The following is a 25,365-nucleotide window of genomic DNA, read 5'->3' as shown; positions in this document are numbered from 1 at the left end:
CTGAGTGATGTTTATAACATCTCCTTTTTGCTTTATTTTTTCGGACAACCTGCATGAATTACATTAAATCGATGACCCAGCAGAAACTCTGTTTTCTGTTAGCGGTATACATCGGCATATTTTTAAACCTCTCGGTTTTTTATAATCGTTTCATGGGATTTGCTCAGGACTTTAGTCGCCTGAAAGGTTTCTCCATGGTTGCTGAGGTTGTGGCTTGCGTTCTGGTCACTTTCTTTTTATTCCGCGTGTTATCCCTGTTCGGTCGTACCGTCTGGCGCATCCTCGCTACATTAATCGTGTTGTGCTCCGTCGGTGCCAGCTATTACATGACGTTGCTTAACGTCGTTATTGGCTACGGTATTATCGCCTCGGTGATGACTACAGATATCGACCTCTCGAAAGAAATTGTCGGGTATCAATTCGTATTGTGGATGGTTTTGGTCAGTGCTATTCCGTTGGTACTTATCTGGGGAAGCAAAACACGCGATACCCTCCTCAACCAATTGAAAACCCCAGGTCAACGCATCAAAAACGTGGCCATTGTGCTGTTGGCTGGACTGATGGTTTGGGCACCACTGCGTTTACTCGATAAACAACAAAATCGCACAGAAAAACGCTCCACGGTAGATATGCCAAGCTACGGCGGCGTGGTGGCTAACTCTTATCTGCCATCAAACTGGGTCTCAGCGTTGGGTCTTTTTGCCTGGGCCCAGGCTGATGAGTCCAACGATATTAGTTCGTTGCTCAACCCAGCGAAGAAGTTTACTTATGTCGCGCCAAAAGAGCTCGATGATACCTATGTTGTGTTTGTGATTGGCGAAACCACTCGCTGGGATCACATGGGTATTCTGGGCTATGACCGTGACACCACACCAAAACTCGCCCAGGAGAAAAATCTGGTCGCGTTCAGAGGTGAATCTTGCGATACCGCGACTAAGCTTTCGCTGCGTTGTATGTTCGTGCGTGAAGGCGGCGCGGAAGAGAATCCGCAGCGTACTCTGAAAGAGCAGAACGTCTTTGCGGTACTTAAACAGCTTGGTTTCAGCTCAAACCTTTTTGCGATGCAAAGTGAAGTCTGGTTCTACGGCAACACCATGGCAGATAACTTCTCTTACCGTGAGCAGATTGCCGCTGAACCGCGTAACCGTGGCAAGCAGGTCGATGATATGTTGCTGGTTGAAGAGATGAGACGCTCTGTTGACGAGCATCCAAAGGGTAAGCATTTGATTGTGCTGCACACCAAAGGCTCGCACTTCTCTTACGTACAACGTTACCCGCGCAGCTACGCGAAATGGACTCCAGAGTGCGTCAGCATTGATAAAGAGTGCAGCAAAGAGCAGCTGATTAACGCTTTTGATAACTCCGTGCTGTATACCGACAGTGTGCTTGAACAAGTGATTTCTGAGCTGCGTGATAAGCGTGCGATTATTTTTTATGCCTCTGATCACGGTGAGTCTATCGACGAGCACAAACACTTGCATGGTACGCCACGTAAAATGGCTCCACCTGAGCAGTTCCGTGTGCCGTTACTGGTTTGGGCATCTGATAAATATTTGGAAAACCCGGATCGCGCACGTGAGTTTGCACATATGCAGGAACAGGCAAAAATGAAGGTGCCGCATCGCCATGTTGAACTGTATGACACCATCATGGGTTGCTTGGGTTACACGTCTCCAGACGGTGGTATCAACCAGAACAACAACTGGTGCCATGTGCCGGAAAAGAAAGCCGCACAGTAACTTTTTAGCCACATGTGCTGGAATTTAAAGCAAACAGACAGGATTTTGAATTTCAGGGATTGACGGGTAAAACGGTGCGCAGTAAGATGCGCTCCGCATTCGGCGAGTAGCGCAGCTTGGTAGCGCAACTGGTTTGGGACCAGTGGGTCGGAGGTTCGAATCCTCTCTCGCCGACCAAATTCAAGAAAACCCAACCGCAAGGTTGGGTTTTTTTACGTCTGTAGTTTATGAGGATGAGAACCTCCGAAGGAGGTTTGAGCCGAGCGAAGCGAGACAACGTTGCTTCAGCAACGGCCCGCAGGGGAATAATCCTCTCTCGCCGACCAAATTTAGAAAAGACCAACCTTCGGGTTGGTCTTTTTGCATCTGGAGTTTATCGCCACGCATCTGACATCTCGCTCATCCGCCCCACGTTAAATCCCTAATCTTGCAAAAATATCCGCTTCATCGTCCAACATCTGTCTTTATATGCTTTTGTGACATTTCCCATCGTATTTTGTTATGGAAAATCGTGGGTTAATACGCCATTGCTTATGTTTCATACCAGCATGATTCGCTGTAAGAGATGTGGATCACAAAACTTATCGTTCAGATAATCAGCATCTGGCAAGAAATTTTACAGAAATAGCACAACTGCATACCACTCCCGCTCGTCTTTTAATCAGTGGATAATTCTGGCTACATGGCAGTAGCATAAATTTCCCTGCTGGAAACAGAGCGGCTGGCTTTTTTTAAACTTTGTTCGCTGATTCTCACCTCGGTTGTAAATCCCCGTTACCTATATTGACGTTTTACTCATCTATTGACAGATTGTAGGGCGTGAGGGGCAAATTATGGACAGTCCGCACTACCACACAGCTAGCCTGACGAAAGGAACACCTGGCCTCACTACCGCCTCCGGGCATACCGAACGGACCGCACACAAATAACAAAGGTCTAACGGAAAAAACAACACGACATATGTCCCCGAATTATTTCTTGCTGCAGCACTGCGGTAACTGAACAAATCATTGTGAGCTTACTTGTGTAAGCGATCGGTGTGAGTAAAGGCAGCCTGTAAAGCCGTGGCAAGAAAGATAAAGGGAACATCACAACGGAGCAGAAGAATGAGTCTTTCCTTGAAGAAGTCAGGGATGCTGAAGTTTGGTCTGAGCCTGGTGGCCTTGACCGTAGCAGCTAGCGTTCAGGCAAAAACCCTGGTGTATTGCTCAGAAGGTTCCCCAGAAGGTTTTAACCCGCAGTTGTTCACCTCTGGTACAACTTACGATGCCAGTTCAGTGCCAATCTATAACCGCTTGGTCGAGTTCAAAACAGGTACCACTGAAATTATCCCGGGCCTTGCTGAGAAATGGGAAGTCAGTGCAGACGGTAAAACCTATACCTTCCACCTTCGTTCAGGTGTGAAGTGGCAGGACAACAAAGATTTCAAACCAACACGCGATCTGAATGCAGATGACGTCGTGTTCTCATTTGATCGTCAGAAAAATGCCAACAACCCGTACCACAAAGTTTCTGGCGGCAGCTACGAATACTTCGAAGGCATGGGTTTATCTGACCTGATCAGCGAAATTAAGAAAGTGGACGACAATACCGTTCAATTCGTGCTGACTCGTCCAGAATCACCATTCCTGGCAGATCTCGCGATGGACTTCGCCTCTATTCTTTCCAAAGAATACGCTGACAACATGATGAAAGCCGGCACGCCGGAAAAAACTGACCTGAACCCAATCGGTACCGGTCCGTTCCAGCTGCTGCAATACCAGAAAGATTCTCGCATTCTGTACAAAGCGTTCCCGGGCTACTGGGGCACCAAGCCGCAGATCGACCGTCTGGTCTTCTCCATTACGCCTGATGCTTCCGTGCGTTACGCCAAATTGCAGAAAAACGAGTGCCAGGTTATGCCGTATCCAAACCCGGCTGACATCGCTCGCATGAAGCAAGACAAGAGCATCAACTTGATGGAACAGGCTGGCCTGAACGTGGGTTACTTGTCCTTCAACACCGAGAAGAAACCGTTTGATGACGTGAAAGTGCGTCAGGCGCTGACTTACGCGGTGAACAAAGAAGCGATCATCAAAGCGGTTTATCAAGGCGCAGGTACTGCGGCTAAAAACCTGATCCCACCAACTATGTGGGGCTACAACGATGACGTGAAGGATTACACCTACGATCCTGAGAAAGCTAAAGCGCTGCTGAAAGAATCTGGCCACGCTGACGGCTTCACCGTTGACCTGTGGGCAATGCCAGTACAGCGTCCGTACAACCCGAACGCTCGCCGTATGGCTGAGATGATTCAGGCTGACTGGGCGAAAGTCGGTGTGACCGCCAAAATCGTCACTTACGAGTGGGGCGAGTACCTGAAACGCGCCAAAGCGGGCGAGCACCAGGCTGTGATGATGGGCTGGACTGGCGACAATGGGGACCCGGATAACTTCTTCGCGACTCTGTTCAGCTGTGCGGCTGCGAAAGATGGTTCTAACTACTCTCGCTGGTGCTACAAGCCGTTTGAAGACCTGATCCAACCTGCGCGTGCAACAGACGATCACAACAAGCGTATCGAACTGTACAAGCAAGCTCAGGTAGTGATGCATGACCAGGCTCCGGCGCTGATTGTTGCTCACTCCACGGTATACGAGCCTGTGCGCAAAGAAGTGAAAGGTTATGTGGTTGACCCATTGGGCAAACACCACTTTGAGAACGTGTCTGTCGAATAATAAATAACAGTAGCGTGCTTTATTCCCTCTCCCAATGGGGAGAGGGTGAAAGATTTGTGAGCAATACAGACTGAAGGCTGCAAGGCTTTCAGTCACTACAGAGAATCCGGGTTATGTTGCAGTTCATCCTCCGACGTCTGGGGTTAGTTATCCCCACTTTTATCGGTATCACCCTTCTTACCTTCGCCTTCGTGCATATGATTCCCGGTGACCCGGTGATGATTATGGCCGGTGAGCGCGGTATCTCTCCTGAACGTCATGCTCAGTTGTTGGCTGAACTTGGCCTCGACAAGCCTATGTGGCAGCAATACGTCCATTATATTTGGGGCGTGATGCACGGCGATCTGGGCATTTCGTTAAAAAGCCGTCTTCCTGTGTGGGACGAGTTCGTACCGCGTTTTAAAGCGACTATGGAACTCGGCGTTTGCGCGATGTTGTTTGCCGTTGCCGTGGGTATTCCGGTCGGCGTTCTGGCTGCGGTTAAGCGCGGTTCTATTTTCGACCACACCTCTGTGGGCCTGGCGCTGACCGGCTACTCAATGCCTATTTTCTGGTGGGGTATGATGTTAATCATGCTGGTTTCCGTCTACTGGAACCTCACCCCGGTATCAGGGCGCGTCAGCGATACAGTATTCCTTGACGATACCTTGCCACTCACCGGTTTTATGCTGATAGACACCGCCATTTGGGGTGAGCCGGGCGACTTCATCGATGCAGTGATGCATATGATATTGCCAGCCGTAGTGCTCGGTACGATCCCGCTGGCGGTTATCGTGCGTATGACCCGCTCATCCATGCTGGAAGTGCTCGGTGAAGATTACATCCGTACCGCTCGTGCGAAGGGCTTGACGCGTATGCGCGTCATCGTGGTTCATGCGCTGCGCAACGCTATGCTGCCAGTTGTAACGGTTATCGGCCTGCAGGTCGGTACGTTGCTGGCGGGTGCAATCCTGACGGAAACCATCTTCTCCTGGCCGGGCCTTGGCCGCTGGCTGATTGATGCATTGCAACGTCGTGACTACCCGGTAGTACAGGGTGGCGTATTGTTGGTCGCGACGATGATTATCCTCGTGAACCTGATCGTCGACTTACTGTACGGCGTGGTGAACCCGCGTATACGCCATAAGAAATAAGGGGCCATCATGACGCAATTAACTGAAAACAAAGTGGTAGCGGCGCCAGTTCCAATGACGCCATTCCAGGAATTCTGGCACTACTTTAAACGTAATAAAGGGGCGGTCATTGGTCTGGTGTATGTCACCGTGATGATCTTGATCGCCATATTCGCCAACGTGCTCGCGCCACACGGCCCGGCAGAACAGTTCCGTGACTCACTGTTGCACCCCCCGGTCTGGCAGGATGGCGGAAGCTGGCAGTTCCTGCTCGGTACTGACGACGTTGGCCGCGACATTATGGCGCGCCTGATGTACGGCGCGCGTCTGTCGCTGCTGGTAGGTTGTCTGGTGGTTGTGCTGTCGCTGATTATGGGCGTGGTGCTCGGCCTGGTTGCGGGCTACTTCGGTGGGCTTATCGATAACATCATTATGCGTGTTGTCGACATCATGCTGGCACTGCCAAGCCTGTTGTTGGCGCTGGTGCTGGTGGCGATTTTCGGCCCGTCGATAGTCAATGCTTCGTTGGCGCTCACTTTCGTCGCCTTGCCGCACTATGTGCGACTGACGCGCGGTGCAGTGCTGGTGGAAGTGAACCGCGATTACGTAACCGCTTCGCGCGTTGCGGGTGCAGGTTCTATGCGCCAGATGTTCATCAACATTCTGCCAAACTGTCTTGCACCGCTTATCGTGCAGGCATCCCTTGGCTTCTCTAACGCCATTCTCGATATGGCCGCTCTCGGCTTCCTCGGCATGGGTGCGCAACCGCCAACACCGGAGTGGGGCACCATGCTCTCCGATGTGTTGCAGTTCGCACAAAGTGCCTGGTGGGTGGTCACCTTCCCTGGTGTCGCAATCCTGCTGACGGTGCTGGCATTTAACCTGATGGGTGACGGGCTGCGTGATGCGCTCGATCCTAAACTCAAGCAGTAAAGGGCGACGAAATGGCGTTATTGAATGTAAACAAATTATCGGTGCATTTCGGCGACGAAAAGACACCGTTCCGTGCCGTAGACCGCGTGAGTTACAGCGTAAATCAGGGCGAAGTTGTCGGTATCGTTGGGGAATCAGGTTCCGGTAAATCGGTCAGTTCGCTGGCGATTATGGGGCTGATTGATTACCCAGGCCGCGTGATGGCGGAAAAACTGGAATTTAACGGCCAGGATCTGCAAAAGATTTCTGAGAAAGAGCGTCGTAACCTGGTCGGTGCCGAAGTGGCGATGATCTTCCAGGACCCGATGACCAGCCTCAACCCTTGCTATACCGTTGGTTTCCAGATTATGGAAGCTATCAAGGTGCACCAGGGCGGCAACAAGAAAACCCGTGTTCAGCGTGCTATCGACCTGCTGAACCTGGTGGGTATTCCCGATGCGGCTTCGCGTCTGGACGTTTACCCGCACCAGCTTTCCGGCGGTATGAGCCAGCGTGTAATGATCGCGATGGCGATTGCCTGTCGTCCAAAACTGCTGATTGCTGATGAACCAACCACCGCACTGGACGTGACCATCCAGGCGCAAATCATCGAACTGTTACTGGAACTGCAGCAAAAAGAGAACATGGCACTGATTCTTATCACCCATGACCTCGCGCTGGTGGCTGAAGCGGCACACAAAATCATCGTGATGTACGCCGGACAAGTGGTGGAAACGGGCGCATCGCAAGATATCTTCCGCGCGCCACGCCATCCGTACACTCAGGCGTTGCTGCGAGCGCTGCCTGAATTTGCGCAGGACAAAGCGCGCCTGGCCTCGTTGCCGGGCGTGGTTCCGGGTAAGTACGACCGTCCGAACGGCTGCCTGCTCAACCCACGCTGCCCGTATGCCACCGACAAATGTCGCAGCATAGAGCCAGAACTGAATATGGTGGATAACGGGCGTCAGTCCAAATGCCACTTCCCACTCGATGATGCCGGGAGGCCAACGCTATGAGTACCGATAAGGCCACCGCGCAACCTCTGTTGCAGGCCATCGACCTGAAAAAACACTACCCGGTGAAGAAAGGCTTTTTCGGCCAGGAACGCCTGGTAAAAGCGCTGGATGGCGTTTCGTTTGAACTCGAACGCGGCAAAACGCTGGCGGTGGTGGGCGAATCTGGCTGTGGTAAATCCACGCTGGGCCGCCTACTGACGATGATCGAAATCCCGACCGGCGGTGAGCTTTACTATCAGGGCCAGGATCTGCTCAAGCCTGATGAAACAGCTGAAAAGCTGCGTCGCCAGAAAATCCAGATTGTGTTCCAGAATCCGTACGGCTCGCTGAATCCACGTAAAAAAGTGGGGCAAATTCTTGAAGAGCCACTGCAAATCAACACCAGCCTGAGTAAAGCCGAGCGCCGTGAGAAATCACTGGCGATGATGGCGAAAGTCGGCCTGAAAACCGAGCATTACGACCGCTACCCGCATATGTTCTCCGGCGGCCAGCGTCAGCGTATTGCTATCGCCCGCGGCCTGATGCTTGACCCGGACGTAGTGATCGCCGATGAACCGGTTTCTGCTCTCGACGTTTCTGTGCGTGCACAGGTGTTGAACCTGATGATGGACTTGCAGCAGGAAATGGGGCTGTCATACGTGTTTATCTCCCACGACCTGTCCGTGGTAGAGCACATTGCCGACGAAGTGATGGTGATGTATCTGGGGCGCTGTGTAGAGAAAGGGACGAAAGATCAGATCTTCTCAAACCCACTCCACCCGTACACTCAGGCACTGCTGTCAGCGACTCCACGTCTGAACCCGGACGACCGCCGCGAGCGCATCAAACTTACCGGCGAGCTACCAAGCCCGCTGAACCCGCCGCCAGGCTGCGCGTTCAACGCCCGCTGCCGCCGTCGCTTTGGGCCGTGCACGCAGTTGCAACCACAGCTGAAAGAGTACGGCGGTCAACTGGTGGCGTGTTTCGCTGTGGATCAGGATGAGAACGGGGAAATTCGGTAATTCAGGATGCTCTCACCCTCTCTCACGGGAGAGGGAATAAAACGTTTTTCTCCTTCTCTTGGGGGAAAAGGTTGGGATGAGGGCGACCAATGCTTAACCCCTCGGTTCAATCCCTTTCTTCTTAAAAGCACCGCGCTTCGTGCGAACCGAAGCCGGGTTGATAATGATCGGCGGCGATACAGTGCCAGGAATCCACTAGGTTTTCATTGGGCGGTTAAACGCTATGTTTTTCCGCCCTACACCTGGGTTTAACTAGAGATAAAAACATGATTGATGAAGGTCATATCGGTTCCACTGGCGAGGCGGTGTATCCAACACTCGATCCGTTGGAGCAAAAAGAGTCGCAAATGGAGAGGTTGCGCAAAGCTGTTCTTGCGGGAGACGTAAGCGGCGAAAGCTTAATGACATTTCGTGATATTGCGGAAATTTCCCATGTGTTGTGTAACTCACGCCAAAAATAAAGCGCTCAGTTTTCATAGGGCGGATAAGCCTGCGTCATCAGCCTTCTTCATACACCCATGCTACATTTTTGTATCACCCGCCCCGCTGATGTAAATTACAGGCCGAGACACGCAAAGGAGCACCCCTTGAGCACATTAAATGCCACCCCACTCGGATTTACCTGGAATGCCAGCGTACTTCCCACCGTTAACCCAGGAAGCACTCACCGGGCGCTGGCGATTTATCAGCAGCAATTGGCCTCTTTTGTGTGGGATGCAGCCAAACTCGAAAATAACCCGTTCACCTTTATTGAGGTGCAAACGCTATTGGATGGCGTGACCGTTGGTGGACATAAATTGTCTGATGCTGAACAAGTCACGAACCTGGCGGACAGTAGCAAAAAGTTGGTTGAGCTGGTTAAGAGCGGGCGCTTTGACCTGGATAAACCAACAATCGTACTTCTCCACAGCATTATTGCGCGTAACGAAGCGCTTGAGTGGGGCGTATTCAGAGGTGAGGGTGAAGAAACAACATACTCTCCTTATGTCGCATTAGGTGAGCAAGGCGAGCATCGACCGTTGCCAACGTTAGCGGGTGCTCCAGAATTAAATCGCGTCTTTTCAGAAGGCGTGGAGTTTATAAAGACATTGCCGCCATTTGAAGGAGCACTAACGATGTTTCTCTTTGGCGCATTGCAGCAGTTCTTTTTTGACGGCAATAAACGCACCAGTCGCCATATGATGAACGGTTGGTTAATGAAACATGGCTATGACCCAATCAGCGTCCCCGCTGGCCGCGCCCAAGAATTTAATGACAAGATGGTGAGTTTCTATGTCAGTAAAGAAGGGACTGACATGCTTACTTTTCTGAATAGCTGCCGCCGAACCTGAGTGTTTCACACTTTAATTCGCGCTCAATAAGCCCTTTTATTTAAAGGGCTATAATTCTTTGGACGTTCCCCTATATCCGCAATTCATTAATTTCCTAATATATAACCCAACCTCTCGGTAAATTACCGAAACATGCACTCCCATTACTAATGTTAATTCTCTCCGCGAAATATCAGCTGACTATAAATACTCTTTATGTGTGTTGAATCACAAACAAAGTCTGCTACCTTTATCGATCAGAATTAAATGGCGTTTAATCACAAATCTATGCATCTTCATGCTTAGATAGATTTTAATAAGAAAAAAAGGTGGAGAAATGACCTCCTGAGCCTATATATTGGCTTGAAATGCCGTCGATTTATCAAAAAAAGAATAATAAAATAAGTAATGATAACGCACGGCAATTAATAACTATTCATGAAGTCAATAAGCCAAAATCATTAACTAAAAAACCTTTTTAATAGTATTGGTATAAGCTTTGAATAACTATTTTATCGAAACGTCTTATAAATCATGAGTGTCGCAATGAAAAACTATGATGACTTGCAGCGATTCAAGGATAAGACCCGCACAGGCGCTATCGAATTCAAGGATATGTCGGCGCAAAATCAACAGTCAGAAACCAGTAACTGGACAATAATTAAACAGTTGATGAATACTGGCGATGATGATTCTGTGCTTGCTCAGGCCGGGAGTATTTCTGTTCCTGCACCGCAAGCTGTGAAGGCTGATGAGTTTGATGCCAGCCACTTCAGGCCGCTTGCAGCACAACCTATCAGCAACACTGCATCACAGGGTTCGATTCTCAATAGCCTGAATAGTGCATTGCCTGAAGCTAAGTCTGCGATTTCGCAGCCAGAGCCTGGTAAACCGACCACTAATACATTGTTTGAACAACTGGCACCCGTGGTTGCATCACCTGAACCGGTTATAGAACCCATAAAAGAAACCGTGAAACCTGCCGCCGTGTCTGCGCCGCAGGCCCCTGCACCGGTCACAACCGAGCCCGTGCGTTTTGACAAACTGTTCGTAGCCAAAGGGAATACGGCGCGGAGTCATCCCGCCAAAGACTTACCGCTGCAACCGTTGCTGGAGATGATTGCGTCATGCCGTTAGTCTGTGTTTGCTCGCCAAAAGGCGGAGTAGGAAAAACCACGGTTACCGCCAATCTGGCGTATGCGTTGGCTCGCGCAGGTAGCAAAGTGTTAGCCATTGATTTTGATGTGCAGAACGCGCTGCGCCTGCACTTTGGTGTGCCTTTGTCTGATGGACGGGGTTATGTCGCTAAAGCCATTGAATCTGCAGACTGGAGCCAGTCGGTTCTGACGGCAGGCAGCAATATGTTTGTGCTGCCATATGGTGATGTCACTGAAGATCAAAGACTTGAGTTTGAACAACGTCTGACTAACGACAGCCACTTTCTGTTACGTGGGTTAAGCACTTTGCTGAACTATCCAGGTCTTGTGATTATTGCTGATTTCCCGCCAGGGCCGAATCCTGCGCTGAAAGCCGTATCGCATCTGGCCGATTTGCATTTGGTGACGATGCTTGCGGATACCGCTTCACTTTCCCTGTTGCCGCATATTGAAAACCATCGCCTGATTGGCGAGCCGCTAAATAATAAAGCCGGATATTATTTTGTCCTCAACCAGAGTGATAACCGTCGTCATATAAGCCGCGACGTAACTGCATTTATGCAGCAACGTCTTGGCGATCGCCTGCTTGGTGTTATTAACCGCGATGAAAGTGTGGCTGAAGCTAACGCCTCTCAGCAATCAATATTCGATTTCAGCCCTGCTTCCGCTGCGGCTTTTGATATTGAGCTTATTAGTAAACGTGTAGCCGCTCTTCTCGGTATAAAAATTGGTGATGGCGCGGTTCATACCGCCTTAAGAACATCAAATTTCTGACAATCATTCAGGATGTCCTATGAAAAAGGTCCTGTTCTATTTACTGCTATTGGTGTTAGCACCAATAGCAGTGCTTATCATCATTACGCCTATGGACAGCCAAAAGCAGTATATCTTTGGCTTTATCAGTCTCGCGATAATGTTTGTATTAGGCTTCAGCAAAAAGCACAGCGTGTCGATGATCATGATGCTGGTCTCAGTCTTGATGTCGACGCGTTATATTTATTTTCGAGCCACCCAAACGCTGCATTTTAATTCTGAAATAGAAGCCATTCTCGGAATAGGGTTATTTTTGGCGGAACTTTATATCTGGGTCATTTTATTACTCAGTTATCTGCAAACCTCTTTCCCGCTAAAAAGGGGCATCGTGCCGTTGCCAGCCGATACGTCGACCTGGCCGACGGTGGACGTTTATATTCCCAGCTATAACGAAAGCCTTGAAGTGGTGCGCGATACCGTCCTTGCCGCGCAGTGCATCGACTACCCGCGCGACAAGATAAAAATCTATCTGCTCGATGACGGTAAGCGGCGTGAGTTTGCGGTTTTTGCGGCAGACGTCGGCGTGGGTTACATCACGCGAAACGACAACTCGCATGCCAAAGCCGGTAACCTCAACCATGCCATGAAGCTGACCAAAGGCGAGTTGATTACGGTCTTTGACTGTGACCACGTTGCTACGCGTATTTTCCTGCAGGCGACGGTTGGCGCATTCCTGAAAGATCCAAAACTGGCACTGTTGCAGACGCCACACTACTTCTATTCACCCGATCCGTTTGAACGCAATTTATCGGGTGGACGCAATATCCCTAACGAAGGTTCGTTGTTCTACGGCCCGATTCAGCAAGGTAACGATAACTGGAACGCGACATTCTTCTGTGGCTCTTGCGCCGTTATTCGTCGCAGCGCGCTTGAAGAGATTGGTGGATTTGCGGTTGAAACGGTCACTGAAGATGCCCACACCGCACTGAAGATGCAGCGCCTTGGCTGGAAATCCGCGTTCCTGGATATTCCGCTGGCGGCAGGGCTTGCGACTGAGCGTCTGGTGCTGCACGTGATTCAGCGAACCCGCTGGGCGCGCGGCATGACGCAAATATTTCGTATGGATAACCCGCTGTTTGGCCGCGGCCTGACGTGGCAACAGCGCTGCTGTTATCTCAGCGCAATGCTCTACTTCCAGTTCGCTTTACCGCGAGTGGCGTTCCTCACCGCACCTCTGGCGTATTTGCTGTTTAACCTGAATATCATTCACTCCTCGGCGAGCCTGATTTTTGCTTATGCGTTGCCGCATTTGCTGCTAACCATCTACCTGAACTCGAGAATGAATGGGCGCTACCGCTATAGCTTCTGGGGTGAGATTTACGACCTGGTGCTGGCGTTCCACCTGGTTTTGCCAACGGTTATCACGATGATTTTCCCGAAACGTGGCAAGTTCAACGTGACGGACAAAGGTGCGTTGCTGAACGTGGGTTACTTTGATTTCAGCGTGGTGCGGCCTCATGTGATTATCGCGGTGTTGCTGACGGTGGCGGTCATAGCCGGGATAGTGCGCGCCTGTGCGCATGACTACTTTGGTGTCGACCCGAACGTTATTGCGCTCAACGTTGGTTGGGGCTTGTATAGCCTGGTGTTCTTGCTGGCGGCCATTGCGGTAGCCCGTGAAACTCGCCAGACGCGTAAAACCATCCGTATTGATGTTGAAGTGCCTGTCGTTATTCACTACGCCAGCGGTATCTCATCGCGCAGTAATACGCTCGATTTGTCGATGGGCGGCTGCCGAATTGCGGTGCCGGATGACCGACACCTCACTGACGAAATTGAAGAGATCGAGCTGCAACTGAAATCCGGTTCAATCAGTATTCCGGTGCAAGTGGTTGCCAGCGACGAACAGGCGATTCGCCTGCAGTTTGAAGAGATCCCTCTGGACCGTCGCCGGGAACTGGTGCGTGTGGTTCTGGCGCGTGCTGATGCGTGGATTAACCCGCCAAAGCCGCAGGACAACCCATTCCGTTCCCTGTTAATCATTATTCGTTGTGTATTTGACCTGTTCTGGCTGACGTGGAAATCACGCCGCGAAAATCGCCGTTTACGTCAGGAAGAAGCAAGACGTATGGCAGCAGCCGGCGAGGACAATGTTGCATGAAACGGATGACCTATAAAGTTTGTCAGTTGTTGCTCGCATTTAGTGTACTGACTTCACCGATTATGGCCGAAGAGCCTACGACAGTGGAGTCGTTGCTTCCGGTAGATTTACCGGCTCCGGGGCAAGATGCCGTGGAGTCGCAAGATTCAATGCCAGCACCAGAAACGGTGCCTGTTCCCGATCCTGTGCAAGCTCCAACGCCGGCTCCTGCTCCTGCGGCGACACCATCGGTCTTTGTTCCGGGGAGTGTCAGCAGCATTACTATGGCGCAAATGGGCCAGCCGCGTGGTATTACGCTCAGCGGTGGCCAGTTGCAGGCGGGGATTGATTTCACGCTGCCCTCGGATCAGGTCATTACTAATGCACAATTGGCGCTGAACCTAAAAGTGTCTCCGGCAATGGCGGCACGAAATACGACATTGCAGTTGATGATGAATGGACAGCCGCTAGGGACTGTTCCGCTGGGTTCTGCCGATAGCGATGTCTCGAGCTATCAGCTGGAAATCCCGGCGGCGATGGTGGTGTCGAGCAACAACATCAGCTTCAAAATTAATGATGGCGATGCCTTACTGTGCCTGCGCGACCTGTCTGAAAAATACCAGGTCACCATCATGCCGAATACGCGCCTGGATCTGGAAGGGCAACAGCTCAATATTGGCGCAGACCTCAGCCATTTCCCGCGCCCGTTCTTTGACGCGATGCAAATGACTCCGGCTGCCGTGACATTTGCCTTCCCGGCAAAAACGTTACCAGAGCAAGTGAGTGCTGCGGCATTAGTCGCTTCCTGGTTGGGGATTGAGGCGGACTATCGTGGCATCTCCTTTAACGCATTGCGCGACACATTACCGGAGAAGAACGGCATTCTGTTTGGCAAATCGGGTGAGCAGATTGGCGGTCTGACGCTGCCAGAAACGCAAAAACCGATGCTGCAAATTATCGATAACCCAGGCAACCCGGTTTATAAGCTGCTGCTGGTTGTGGGTAATTCAGACCAGCAATTACGTGCTGCGGCATGGCGTTTAACTCAGGGTAAATTCCCGGGGCAAACTGCAAGCACATTGGTTGAAAACCAGACAATCCCGATGAGCAAAGCGTATGACGCGCCGCGCTGGATTCCGACCGATCGTCCGGTACGTTTGACTGAGCTGATGCGTAAAGACCAAAGCCTGACGGCAACGGGTATCTGGCATGAGCCGTTAAGTGTGGCCTTCCGCGCCGCCCCGGACCTGTTCTTGTGGGATGGTGAAACTATTCCCGTGAAGATTGGCTACCGCTTCCCGACGGAATCCTGGATTGATGAAGAGCGTTCTTATCTTTCACTGACCTTCAACGGTACCTTCCTGCACAACCTGCCGGTAAACAAGCAAGGTGCGCTGGAAACCCTGTGGCGCAAAGTGGGCGGCGATGCGCGTCAGGAAGATTACAACCTGGCGCTGGAGCCTTACCTGATTTACGGCGACAACCAGTTGTCGTTGTACTTCAACATCCAGACCAAAGAAACGGCACCGTGTAGCGTACTGCTCAATAACAACATTAAGAGCCGTATCGATGAAAACTCATCGATTGATTTGAGCAAAACGCGCCACTTCTCGCTGCTGCCAAATCTGTCTTACTTCGTCGGTGCATCGTTCCCGTTCTCGCGCTTTGCTGACTTCGCGCATACCGTGTTGTTGCTGCCAGAAAACCCAGGTGAGGCTGAAATTAGCACCCTGCTTAATATGGCCGCGCGTTCAGGCAATGCGACCGGAACGTCGCTGAACAATAACGCCGTGATGTTCGGGGTGCCGACGGCGGGTGCCAATTTGCAACGCCTCGAAGAAAGCCACGTGCTTGCGGTTTCTACCATCAACAAAAATACCTTTAACCGAACGCTGCTGGCTCAGTCGCCGTTTACCAGCAACGAACACTCATTCGGTGTGCGGGAGCGTTCAATCTGGCAAAAAGTACAGAGCTGGCTTGAAGGCGACTGGGGCTCGACCGGTATTGCCGCCGACCGTTACTTCTCCTCTAACGAGGCATGGCGTGGGTTTGTCAGTTTCCGCTCGCAGTGGAACCCTGACCGCGTGGTGGTGATGGCGATTGGCAGCACTGACGAACAGCTTTCACGTCTTCAGACCGACTTAGCCTCGGCACGCATTAACGCCGGAATTCGTGGTGATGCCTCAATCATTACCGATGAAAATGGCGTGCGTAGCTTCCGTGTTGGCCAGCAGTTCCCAAGCGGCCAAATGCCCTGGTACATGATGGTGGTCTGGTACGCCAACCAGCATTCTGCACTGCTGGCCATTTTAGGTTTGTTGTTCGCCACAGTGATTGGCTTGAGCTTGTATGCCTTACTGAAAAAACGCGCGCATAAACGTCTTAATCCTCAGGATGATGGTAAGTAAAGGTGGTGCTCATGAATCATAAAAACAAAACCGCCCGTCGCTTGTTAACTCTGTGCTTCTTTGGCAGCCTGACGTTCGGCGCCCAGGCCGCGGAAAACAATCCGGCATTAAAAGCGCTGTTTGACCAGGCCAATTACTGGCATGAAAAGTCGCATGACGAGCTGGCAAAAGAAGCGCTGCAAAAGGTGCTGATGGTTGATGCCAATAACACGCAGGCGATGTACCTGATGGCGTTGTGGGCGCAGCAGGCCGGGGATATCAAAGGTGCTGCCCAGTGGCGCGAACGCCTCGCGGCGGTGTCACCACAAGATAACAATTTGCAGGCGCTGGATAATGCGAAACAAATTCAGCAAATCCCGCGTGGGCAGTTGGATTTGGCGCGCCAACAGGCGCGAAGCGGCAACATTCCCGCCGCACTTGCCACCTGGCGCAGTTTGTTTAATGGCGATCAACCGCCACCAAGCCTCGCACCAGAATATTATCTGACGATGGCGGGTGATAAATCACTGTATCCGCAAGCAGTGGTGGGTTTACGCCAGTTTGTCGCGCAAAACCCACAGGATAACGGTGGGAAAATTGCGCTCGGCAAAGTGCTGACCTATCAGGAAGGCACGCGCCGTGAAGGGATAGATCTGTTGCAGAATATGGCGAGCGGCAGCTCAGACGCTGATAAATCGCTGCGCCAGGCATTGTTGTGGCTTGGCCCAACGGCGAGTGACGAAACCTATTATCAAACCTTCCTGCAACGCCATCCAAAAGACATAGCGGTACAAGACCACTACCGTAAAAGTATTGGTGGTACAGCGAAAGGTGAAGGCTTTACCGCACTCAATAGCGGCAATACTGACGCGGCAAAAAGCCAGTTTGAACAAGTGCTGCAAACTAACCCGCAAGATGCCGATGCGCTTGCCGGGATGGGTTACATCGCACAACGCAAAGGTGATTACACCGCTGCATCAGAATACTTAAATCGTGCGGCAAGTCTCGGTGGCGACCAGTCGGATGAGCGCAAACAGCAAGCTGATGACGCCGCGTTTTACGGGCAACTGGCGAGCGCTCAGGCGGCATTCAAACAAGGCAATGTCAGCCAGGCGTTGGCACTGAGTGCACCTCTGGCGCAGCAAAGCGGTGAGCGAGGTACCGCGGCGAAATTATTCCGTGCTGATGTGCAGCGCCACAATAAAGATTACGCCGCCGCAGAGCAGACACTGCGCGGCATCTTGAACGAGCAGCCGAATAACGGCTCGGCCCGTGAAAACCTTTACTACGTGCTGCGTGAGCAGAATAAAACCGCCGAAGCGCAGGCTATGTTGCAAACCTTGCCTGTAAGCTTACAAGCTAAATTGCAGCCGCGAGTTTCCGGTGGCAACCCAACTGACCCAGTACGCCGCCAGGCGCAGCAGGCGGCAGCCAATGGCGATCCACAACGTGCCATCGCCATTTTGCAGCAGGGTGTCGCACGCTATCCGTCTGACCCATGGTTGCGTCTTGATTTAGCACGCCAGCTACAAAAACAGGGCAACAGCGCGGAAGCCAGCAACGTGATGGCGCCGTCTTTCCGGCCGAATGCCTCCAATACTGAACTCTATGCAGGCGCTTTGTTTGCCAGCGAAAACAACGCCTGGCAGCAATCGCAGACTTTGCTGTCGCGGATACCGGCTTCCAGCCAGACCAGCGATATGCGCGCACTTGCGGCGCGTGTTAACTACAACCTGCAAATGTCTGTTGCGGAACGTTATCTGGCGCAGGGTGATACCGTGGCTGCGGCTAATACCTTAAAAGCACTGGCTACGCGTCCACCGCAAAGCCCGGCAGATGCTGGCAAACTGGCAAAAATGCTGGCGCAAAGCGGTGATGTCAGTACCGCCGTTGCGATTGTGCGCGGCAATATGAGTCGTGGTGTACAGGGCAATGCGGGTGATTATGGCGACCAGATTGCCGTCCTTAATCAGGCAGGTCTTGGGCGTGAAGCGCAGGCGTTCCTGGCGAGCCCGGAATTGCAGTCGCGCAGCACGCCGACACAGCTTGCCAGCGTTCGTAATGGTTATGTGATCAACGAAGCTGACCAGCTTCGGACTCAAGGTAATTATGCGGCAGCGTACGACAAACTGATCCGCGCCATGCAGAGCGACCCGCAAAATACCGACCTGATGTTTGCGATGGCGCGTTTGTATCAGTCCGGCAAAATGAACAAAGAAGCTGGCGTGGTTTACGACTACCTGATGACCCGTGACACGCCTGAGCAAGATGCACGCGCGGGCGCTATCGATGTCGCACTCGCCAGCAAAGATGTGGATAAAGCGAAGCAGCTAGCGGCTGGTTTGCGTAACGATGAAACGCCGGATCGCTTGCTGTTGCTAGCGCGTGTGGCTGAAGCTGATGGCAACCACCAACAGGCGATGAGCTATTTACGCACTGCGCGTGGGAAACTGCTTGGCCTGCAAGGTGTGGGTGATGGTACTGCTCCGACATTAGGTGGCCTGGCGTTGGCGGATAACCCGTTTACCCCGAAAACCTCTGTCGCCCCGCAAGACACCGCATCTAGCTCATTGTATGGCGAAGCGATGCCGTGGCAAGTTGCTCAACTGGCACGCAATCCGCAAACTGCATATCCGGGCACGACGCGTACCGATCTGCCGGTAGAAACGGCTCAGGCAGGCACGTTGCGCCAGGTGGATAACATGATGGAGCAGTTGACCGACAAAACGGCCACATGGGCACGAGGTGCGGTATCTGTACGCGGTCGTGATGGCGAAAGTGGCCTGAGCAAACTCACCGAGATAAAGGCTCCGCTACAGTGGTCAACGGTGCCATTTGGCGATTCGCGTTTAGATCTTAACGTTACGCCAATTAGTCTGAATGCCGGTAGCTCGTCAGATGAGGCTAGTCGCCGTTTTGGTACGGGAGCATTAATTCAAGGGGAAGTTGCCAAGGATTTGTATGACTCCTCAACCACTACGCCGCCTGAACTGCCAAATATCGACAAGATCAAGGTGCCTTCACAAGGCTCGCAAAGCACTGCGGGCGTAGAAGTCGCCATGGCGTTAACGGGTGAGCAGTACAAACTTGATGTCGGCTCAACACCGTTAGGTCAGGATTTGAATACTGTTGTTGGTGGCGTGCAGTGGTCACCACAACTGACTGACTACCTGAAATTGATTTTGACTGGCGAACGCCGTGCGGTAGTTGACAGCCTGCTCTCTTATGTCGGTGTGGAAGATAAATACAGCGGCAAAAAATGGGGCCAGGTCACCAAAAACGGCGGTAGCGCGCAGTTGAGCTACGATGATGGTGATGCCGGTTTCTACGCAGGTGTCGGGCTGTATAACTACATCGGTGAAAACGTACCGAGCAACGACAACTTCACCGGCAACGCGGGTGTTTATATTCGTCCATATCGTGCTGATGACCGCGAGCTGAAAACCGGTATCAGCATGACGTATATGGACTTCTCGAAAAACCTTAGCTACTTCAGTTATGGGCAAGGCGGCTACTTTAGCCCGCAGGACTATATCAGCGTCTCCTTCCCGGTGGATTACACCCAGAAGTTTGATAACTGGAATATGTCTGTTGGCGCATCGCTGGGTTATCAGTCTTACAGCCAGGACGAAAGCCCGTATTTCCCGACTGATGCAGCCATGCAATCACAACTGGAAGATTACGTCTCCAGAGGTTTTGCCAAAGAGGCGTGGTATAGCGGTAGTAGTGAAAACGGTATGGGCTATAACTTGCGTGCCGCAGCCGACTACAAAGTTAACAAAGATATGACGATTGGTGGCCAGGTCGGCTATGACACCTTTGGTGATTACAACGAAAGTACCGCGCAACTCTACTTCCGTTACCTGCTGGGGAATAATTAATCATGAATGACGCGCAGCTTTTGCAGTATTTTCAAAATCAGCAGACGCAACCGGGTTGGTTTTCTCTGCTCCACATCATGATAGACAGCATGGTGGCGAATGCTGGCGAAGCAGAAAGCCGCCCGTTTCTGATACAAATGGGTGATACATTGGCTGGGCGTCACCCGTTAGCATTAGCGCGAACTGTGGGTGAGCTCGAAACGCAGATAAATGTTCAGCTCGCTCGTTTCAACTGGGGCTATATTGATATCGAAGCCAGCGAAACGGTGATGTTGATTCGCCACATGGCTTTACCTGTTCCTGCGGATGAAGCGCAACAGGCTTCCTGGAATAGCGCGTTTAGCGCGGTTCTGGAAGGAGTATACGCCCGCTGGTTACGTGATCAGGGCGGCAAACCGCATGTGTCGCTGTGGCGCGAGTCTTCACCGTCGGCAACAGTGGTACACTTTCGATATCAAAATAGTCGATGAGGTGCTTCAATGTTGCAGCGATGCAAAACGCTGATAGTGGCAGTCTTTGCCTTGATCTTCTGCCAGCAAGCGCTGGCAGATAATGCATGGGATAGCTATAAATCACGGTTTTTAATGCCTGATGGTCGCATCGTCGATACCGGAAATAAAAACGTCAGCCACACTGAAGGCCAGGGTTTTGCCATGATGATGGCGGTGGTCAACGATGATCAAACCAGTTTTGATAAAATGTGGAGCTGGACGCGAAAAACCCTGAAAAATCCCGAAAATGGTCTCTTCTACTGGAGATATAACCCGGTCGAGGCGCAGCCGATCACCGATAAAAATAACGCCACCGATGGCGATACTTTTATCGCATGGGCGTTGCTTAAGGCGGGAGCAAAGTGGAAAAACCAGGATTATCTCAACGAATCAGATGCGATTACCAAGGCTCTGGTAGCTCATAACGTTGTACGTTTTGCGGGTTACCAGGTGATGCTGCCCGGAGCCAAAGGTTTTAATCTTAATACCTACGTGAATCTTAACCCTTCCTATTTTATTCTTCCGGCCTGGCAGGATTTTGCTAACCGCAGCCATTTAATGGTGTGGAAGGATTTGATTAGCGACGGGCAGAAGTTGTTGGGGAAAATGCACTTTGGTAATCCACAACTCCCTTCTGACTGGGTTTCACTCTATTCTGATGGTCACACCGTTCCAGCCAAACAGTGGCCTGCTCGTTTTAGTTATGATGCGATTCGCGTTCCACTTTATGTATCATGGTTTAACCATAGCAGCCCGGAGCTTCAGGTTTACAAAAACTGGTGGGGACGTTTTGCACGCGATAAAACGCCTGCCTGGGTGAATGTGACAACCGGCGATCCCGCTCCATATATGATGAACGGTGGATTGTTGGCGGTGCGCGATTTAGTGCTACAGTCGGCAAGCGTGGAGCAGCCGCAAATTATGGCTCAGGATGATTATTATTCTGCGAGTTTAAAGATGCTGGTGGCGCTGTCGGTGAGGTGATGTTTGTTCGTGCACAACCCCCTCACCCGAACCCTCTCCATCAGGAGAGGGAACATCCTGAAGATTTCCCTGATAAGCCAGCCTCAACACCTAAACATCACTACAATGCAGTATACTCAGCCTGCTTAAGAATATGCCCTATACGGCACGGTAATTGCGGAGAGTAAGTTTGCGAGTCAGTCGTTCATTAACGATTAAACAAATGGCAATGGTGTCAGCCGTTTCCATATTGTTTATTTTCATTTTTATCGTGGTACAGCTTTTCCACTTTGTGCAGCAAAGCCGCTACGACACTGCAAGCCAGATGGAGAAAATCGCCCATTCGGTGCGTATTCCGCTGTCTGCAGCAATCCTTAAAGCAGATATTCCCCAAGCTGAATTCATTCTTAATCAAATACAACCCTCCGGGATTATCAGCCGGGCAGATGTTGTTTTACCAAACCAGTTCCAGGCGTTACGCCAGAGCTTTGCACCGGAACGCCCGATTCCGATGTGGATTGCTCGCCTATTTGAGCTCCCGGTGCAAATTTCGTTACCGCTGTATTCACTTGAGCGCCCGGCAAACCCGCAGCCGTTGGCTTATCTTGTGTTGCAGGCGGATTCCTGGCGGATGTACAAATTCATCATTAGTACGATTTCCACGTTGTTGACCACATATTTGCTATTGGCGCTAATTCTCTCGGTTGCCATCAGCTGGTCGATTAACCGTTTAATTGTGCACCCGATCCGCAAAATCGCTCGTGAGCTCGACAGCCTAAGTCCGCAAGATGCGGTGAGTCATCAGCTCAAACTGCCGCATCTTCATCATGATGATGAGATTGGTATGCTGGTGCGTAGCTATAACCGCAATCAACAAATGTCGCTGCGCTTGCATGAAGAAATGAGCGCTGTGAGCACCCGAAACATGCTCACAGAACTGCCAAATAAAGCTCTGTTCCTGGCGTTGCTTGAACAACTCACGGCGAGTGGGAAGAACAGCACACTGATCGTGATTGCCAGCGAAACCTTGCAGGATGCAGCCGGTGTATTAAATGAAGAGCAGCGCGAAATGCTGTTGCTGACGCTGGTCGAAAAAATTAAAAGTGTTCTCTCGCCGAATATGGTTCTGGCACAGCTTAGTGGCAATGACTTCGGCATTATTGCGCATGGTGTTCAGGACGCCTGGCAGGCCATGGCACTGGCAAAGCAAATCCTCACTGTGCTCAACGAAAAATTACCGATTCAATCGATCTCCCTTAAGCCTACGGCCAGCATCGGTATTGCGATGTATCACGGCGGTTTGGCAGCAGAACAATTGTATCGCCGCGCGGTATCGGCGGCATTTTCCGCCCGTCGCCATGGCAAAAATCAGATTCAATTCTTTGACCCTGAGCAGATGGAATTAGCTCAACGCCATCTGACTCAGGAACAGGATTTATTGAACGCTTTAGAGAACCAGCAGTTCGCTATTTGGCTGCAACCGCAAGTCAACATGCTTACCCGCGAAGTTGTCAGTGCGGAGGTTTTGCTGCGTATGCGACAGCCTGATGGCAGTTGGGCGTTACCTGACGATTTGATTGCGCGTATTGAAGACTGTGGCCTGATGTTCACCATCGGCAACTGGGTACTTGAAGAAGCTTGCCGCGTCCTGGCGGGTTGGCAGAGCCAGGGCATCACGATGTCGTTGTGTGTGAATGTCTCTGCACATCAGTTGCTGCACGAAGAAATGGGCTCGTCGTTGTTAGAGTTGTTGACGCGTTATCGCATTCAGCCGGGCATGTTGATTTTGGAAGTGACGGAAAGTCATCATATCGACGATCCGAAAAGGGCGATCGGTATTTTGCGCCCGTTGCGTAAAGCCGGAGTGCGCATCGCATTGGATGACTTTGGGATGGGCTATGCCAGCCTGCGCCATTTGCACCATTTGAAAGCGCTGCCGGTAGATATCCTGAAACTCGACAAGAGCTTTATCGATGGCCTGCCGGAAGACAGTGCGATGGCTGGCGTGATTATCGGTATGGCGAAAACTCTTGGGCTGAAACTTGTAGCCGAAGGGATTGAGAACCAGGCTCAATGTGACTGGCTATTAAACGAAGGTGTGACTCTTGCTCAGGGTTATCTATTCTCCAGGGCCATGACTCTTAAAGAGTTTGATGCGCAGTATCTATCTACCCCTCAACAGTAAATGATTTGTTGTAATTGTTACTTGGCTGGCGCGAGTCAGCTCAATTATTTAACAATTATGTTTACAAATTAGCGCGATATCACTTTTGAGTGTTTTTGTGGGTGTTATTTTCGATGCCGCAAGCCGAAAGGTTTGCGGAATCTTCACCTCTCAAGGACACCCTATGAAACTCTCTCTTTTCAAAAGCCTCTACTTCCAGGTTCTGACGGCAATCGCTATCGGCATCTTGCTGGGACATTTCTACCCAGAGTTAGGCGCGCAGATGAAACCGCTCGGCGATGCGTTCGTTAAACTGATTAAAATGATTATCGCGCCGGTTATCTTCTGCACCGTTGTGACCGGCATCGCTGGCATGGAAAGCATGAAAGCTGTCGGCCGTACCGGTGCCGTGGCGCTGCTTTACTTCGAAGTGGTCAGTACCATCGCCCTGATTATCGGCCTCATCGTAGTAAACGTGATGCAGCCAGGTGCTGGCATGAACGTTGACCCGGCAACTCTTGATGCTAAAGCGGTAGCAATCTATGCCGAACAGGCGCAACAACAGGGTATCGTGGCGTTCTTGCTGGATGTTATTCCAGGTAGCGTTATCGGTGCTTTTGCCAGTGGCAATATCTTGCAAGTGCTGTTGTTTGCAGTGTTGTTTGGTTTTGCACTGCATCGTCTGGGCCACAAAGGCCAACTGATTTTCAACGTCATTGAAAGTTTCTCGCAGGTCATCTTCGGCATCATCAATATGATCATGCGTCTTGCGCCAATCGGTGCTTTCGGGGCCATGGCGTTTACTATCGGTAAATATGGCGTGGGCTCGTTGGTACAGCTCGGCCAGCTGATTATCTGCTTCTACATCACCTGTATTCTGTTTGTTGTGCTGGTCCTGGGGTCTATTGCCCGCGTGACAGGCTTCAGCATCTTCAAATTTATCCGTTACATCAAAGAAGAGCTGCTGATTGTGCTGGGCACATCTTCATCTGAATCTGCGCTGCCAAGAATGCTCGATAAAATGGAAAAACTCGGCTGCCGCAAATCGGTTGTGGGGCTGGTGATTCCAACCGGTTACTCGTTTAACCTTGATGGTACCTCCATTTATCTGACGATGGCGGCGGTGTTTATCGCGCAGGCAACCAACAGTCACATGGATATCTTCCATCAAATCACGCTGCTGGTGGTGTTGCTGCTCTCCTCCAAAGGAGCGGCGGGTGTGACCGGAAGCGGCTTCATTGTGTTGGCTGCGACCATCTCCGCTGTGGGCCACCTACCGGTAGCCGGACTTGCGCTGATTTTGGGTATTGACCGCTTTATGTCGGAAGCCCGTGCGCTGACAAACCTGGTCGGTAACGGTGTTGCGACGGTCGTAGTGGCGAAGTGGGTGAAGCAACTGGATGAGAAACAGTTGAAAGAAACTCTTGATAATCCACATTCCGCAAAAAAAGTGAGCGAAGTCTCGTCTTAACCCTCTCAATTGCCCACAGTGACTTGCCCTCGCTGTGGGCTGCTGCGCATAATTGACCCCTGAGCCATTTTCTTTGGCGTTTTTTTCAATTTTAAAGTGACGTTTCCGCGAAGATGCGGTCAAACGGAGTGGTGAAATGCCACTTGTGGTGGCT

Annotated in this window: 17 protein-coding genes, 1 tRNA gene and 1 other RNA gene; all 19 read left to right on the top strand. The window is 51.3% G+C overall.

The window, feature by feature from the left end; translation table 11 throughout:
* The first annotated feature begins 53 nt into the window (after positions 1–53).
* Entirely contained in the window at positions 54–1,739 is a 1,686-nt protein-coding gene (gene eptB, locus LVQ79_RS03910) for a kdo(2)-lipid A phosphoethanolamine 7''-transferase (protein ID WP_232863963.1), read from the top strand.
* Between the two features lie 100 nt (positions 1,740–1,839).
* Positions 1,840–1,916, top strand: a tRNA-Pro gene (locus tag LVQ79_RS03905).
* Positions 1,917–1,952: 36 nt separating this feature from the next.
* A non-coding RNA gene (locus tag LVQ79_RS03900) (RtT sRNA) lies at positions 1,953–2,065 on the top strand.
* 780 nt (positions 2,066–2,845) lie between these two features.
* The gene (gene dppA, locus LVQ79_RS03895) at positions 2,846–4,453 is read left to right on the top strand and encodes a dipeptide ABC transporter periplasmic-binding protein DppA (protein WP_064514767.1); all 1,608 of its coding nucleotides are present in this window, start codon (positions 2,846–2,848) and stop codon (positions 4,451–4,453) included.
* A 113-nt stretch (positions 4,454–4,566) separates the two neighbouring features.
* Positions 4,567–5,586 (top strand): dipeptide ABC transporter permease DppB, encoded by a 1,020-nt coding sequence (gene dppB, locus LVQ79_RS03890; protein WP_232863962.1) that lies wholly within the window; start codon positions 4,567–4,569, stop codon positions 5,584–5,586.
* A 9-nt stretch (positions 5,587–5,595) separates the two neighbouring features.
* A complete protein-coding gene (gene dppC / locus LVQ79_RS03885; RefSeq protein ID WP_232863961.1) occupies positions 5,596–6,498 on the top strand; it encodes a dipeptide ABC transporter permease DppC in 903 nt (300 codons plus the stop codon).
* An 11-nt stretch (positions 6,499–6,509) separates the two neighbouring features.
* Complete coding sequence (dppD, locus tag LVQ79_RS03880; protein WP_064514762.1) at positions 6,510–7,493, top strand: dipeptide ABC transporter ATP-binding protein; 984 nt, start codon at positions 6,510–6,512, stop codon at positions 7,491–7,493.
* Positions 7,490–8,494: a dipeptide ABC transporter ATP-binding subunit DppF gene (gene dppF, locus LVQ79_RS03875; protein WP_232863960.1), complete on the top strand. Its 1,005-nt coding sequence runs from the start codon at positions 7,490–7,492 to the stop codon at positions 8,492–8,494. Before dppD ends, dppF begins: the two co-directional genes overlap by 4 nt.
* A 266-nt stretch (positions 8,495–8,760) precedes the next feature.
* Positions 8,761–8,955 (top strand): type II toxin-antitoxin system ParD family antitoxin, encoded by a 195-nt coding sequence (locus LVQ79_RS03870; protein ID WP_232863959.1) that lies wholly within the window; start codon positions 8,761–8,763, stop codon positions 8,953–8,955.
* Between the two features lie 126 nt (positions 8,956–9,081).
* Entirely contained in the window at positions 9,082–9,825 is a 744-nt protein-coding gene (locus LVQ79_RS03865) for a Fic family protein (RefSeq protein WP_232863958.1), read from the top strand.
* Between the two features lie 525 nt (positions 9,826–10,350).
* Positions 10,351–10,941, top strand: a complete 591-nt coding sequence (gene bcsO / locus LVQ79_RS03860) for a cellulose biosynthesis protein BcsO (RefSeq protein ID WP_232863957.1) — start codon at positions 10,351–10,353, stop codon at positions 10,939–10,941.
* Positions 10,932–11,735 carry a cellulose biosynthesis protein BcsQ gene (gene bcsQ, locus LVQ79_RS03855; protein ID WP_034460607.1) on the top strand — a complete coding sequence of 268 codons (804 nt, stop codon included), beginning with the start codon at positions 10,932–10,934 and terminating at the stop codon, positions 11,733–11,735. Before bcsO ends, bcsQ begins: the two co-directional genes overlap by 10 nt.
* Positions 11,736–11,754: 19 nt before the next feature.
* Positions 11,755–13,875 carry a UDP-forming cellulose synthase catalytic subunit gene (bcsA, locus tag LVQ79_RS03850; RefSeq protein ID WP_232863956.1) on the top strand — a complete coding sequence of 707 codons (2,121 nt, stop codon included), beginning with the start codon at positions 11,755–11,757 and terminating at the stop codon, positions 13,873–13,875.
* Entirely contained in the window at positions 13,872–16,262 is a 2,391-nt protein-coding gene (bcsB, locus tag LVQ79_RS03845) for a cellulose biosynthesis cyclic di-GMP-binding regulatory protein BcsB (protein ID WP_232863955.1), read from the top strand. The genes bcsA and bcsB overlap by 4 nt, the downstream gene beginning before the upstream one ends.
* Positions 16,263–16,273: 11 nt before the next feature.
* Positions 16,274–20,122, top strand: a complete 3,849-nt coding sequence (locus LVQ79_RS03840; protein WP_232863954.1) for a cellulose biosynthesis protein BcsC — start codon at positions 16,274–16,276, stop codon at positions 20,120–20,122.
* Between the two features lie 2 nt (positions 20,123–20,124).
* Complete coding sequence (bcsD, locus tag LVQ79_RS03835) at positions 20,125–20,592, top strand: cellulose biosynthesis protein BcsD (protein ID WP_232863953.1); 468 nt, start codon at positions 20,125–20,127, stop codon at positions 20,590–20,592.
* A 9-nt stretch (positions 20,593–20,601) separates the two neighbouring features.
* Positions 20,602–21,597 carry a family 8 glycosyl hydrolase gene (locus LVQ79_RS03830; RefSeq protein ID WP_232863952.1) on the top strand — a complete coding sequence of 332 codons (996 nt, stop codon included), beginning with the start codon at positions 20,602–20,604 and terminating at the stop codon, positions 21,595–21,597.
* Positions 21,598–21,766: 169 nt separating this feature from the next.
* Complete coding sequence (hmsP, locus tag LVQ79_RS03825) at positions 21,767–23,761, top strand: biofilm formation regulator HmsP (protein ID WP_232863951.1); 1,995 nt, start codon at positions 21,767–21,769, stop codon at positions 23,759–23,761.
* A 163-nt stretch (positions 23,762–23,924) separates the two neighbouring features.
* The gene (locus tag LVQ79_RS03820; protein ID WP_232863950.1) at positions 23,925–25,211 is read left to right on the top strand and encodes a dicarboxylate/amino acid:cation symporter; all 1,287 of its coding nucleotides are present in this window, start codon (positions 23,925–23,927) and stop codon (positions 25,209–25,211) included.
* Positions 25,212–25,365: the final 154 nt, after the last annotated feature.

The organism is Buttiauxella cochleicola (assembly GCF_021282405.1).
Lineage (GTDB): Bacteria > Pseudomonadota > Gammaproteobacteria > Enterobacterales > Enterobacteriaceae > Buttiauxella > Buttiauxella massiliensis.
This window is presented reverse-complemented; position numbering and strand designations above follow the sequence as displayed.

What these genes read in the sequence shown, in the direction of transcription:
- bcsA (WP_232863956.1), top strand. Translation starts at nt 11,755, where the DNA reads ATGAAAAAGGTCCTGTTCTATTTACTGCTATTGGTGTTAGCACCAATA.
- dppF (WP_232863960.1), top strand. Translation starts at nt 7,490, where the DNA reads ATGAGTACCGATAAGGCCACCGCGCAACCTCTGTTGCAGGCCATCGAC.
- eptB (WP_232863963.1), top strand. Translation starts at nt 54, where the DNA reads ATGAATTACATTAAATCGATGACCCAGCAGAAACTCTGTTTTCTGTTA.
- LVQ79_RS03820 (WP_232863950.1), top strand. Translation starts at nt 23,925, where the DNA reads ATGAAACTCTCTCTTTTCAAAAGCCTCTACTTCCAGGTTCTGACGGCA.
- bcsO (WP_232863957.1), top strand. Translation starts at nt 10,351, where the DNA reads ATGAAAAACTATGATGACTTGCAGCGATTCAAGGATAAGACCCGCACA.
- dppC (WP_232863961.1), top strand. Translation starts at nt 5,596, where the DNA reads ATGACGCAATTAACTGAAAACAAAGTGGTAGCGGCGCCAGTTCCAATG.
- LVQ79_RS03870 (WP_232863959.1), top strand. Translation starts at nt 8,761, where the DNA reads ATGATTGATGAAGGTCATATCGGTTCCACTGGCGAGGCGGTGTATCCA.
- dppB (WP_232863962.1), top strand. Translation starts at nt 4,567, where the DNA reads ATGTTGCAGTTCATCCTCCGACGTCTGGGGTTAGTTATCCCCACTTTT.
- LVQ79_RS03840 (WP_232863954.1), top strand. Translation starts at nt 16,274, where the DNA reads ATGAATCATAAAAACAAAACCGCCCGTCGCTTGTTAACTCTGTGCTTC.
- bcsD (WP_232863953.1), top strand. Translation starts at nt 20,125, where the DNA reads ATGAATGACGCGCAGCTTTTGCAGTATTTTCAAAATCAGCAGACGCAA.
- LVQ79_RS03830 (WP_232863952.1), top strand. Translation starts at nt 20,602, where the DNA reads ATGTTGCAGCGATGCAAAACGCTGATAGTGGCAGTCTTTGCCTTGATC.
- dppA (WP_064514767.1), top strand. Translation starts at nt 2,846, where the DNA reads ATGAGTCTTTCCTTGAAGAAGTCAGGGATGCTGAAGTTTGGTCTGAGC.
- bcsB (WP_232863955.1), top strand. Translation starts at nt 13,872, where the DNA reads ATGAAACGGATGACCTATAAAGTTTGTCAGTTGTTGCTCGCATTTAGT.
- dppD (WP_064514762.1), top strand. Translation starts at nt 6,510, where the DNA reads ATGGCGTTATTGAATGTAAACAAATTATCGGTGCATTTCGGCGACGAA.
- bcsQ (WP_034460607.1), top strand. Translation starts at nt 10,932, where the DNA reads ATGCCGTTAGTCTGTGTTTGCTCGCCAAAAGGCGGAGTAGGAAAAACC.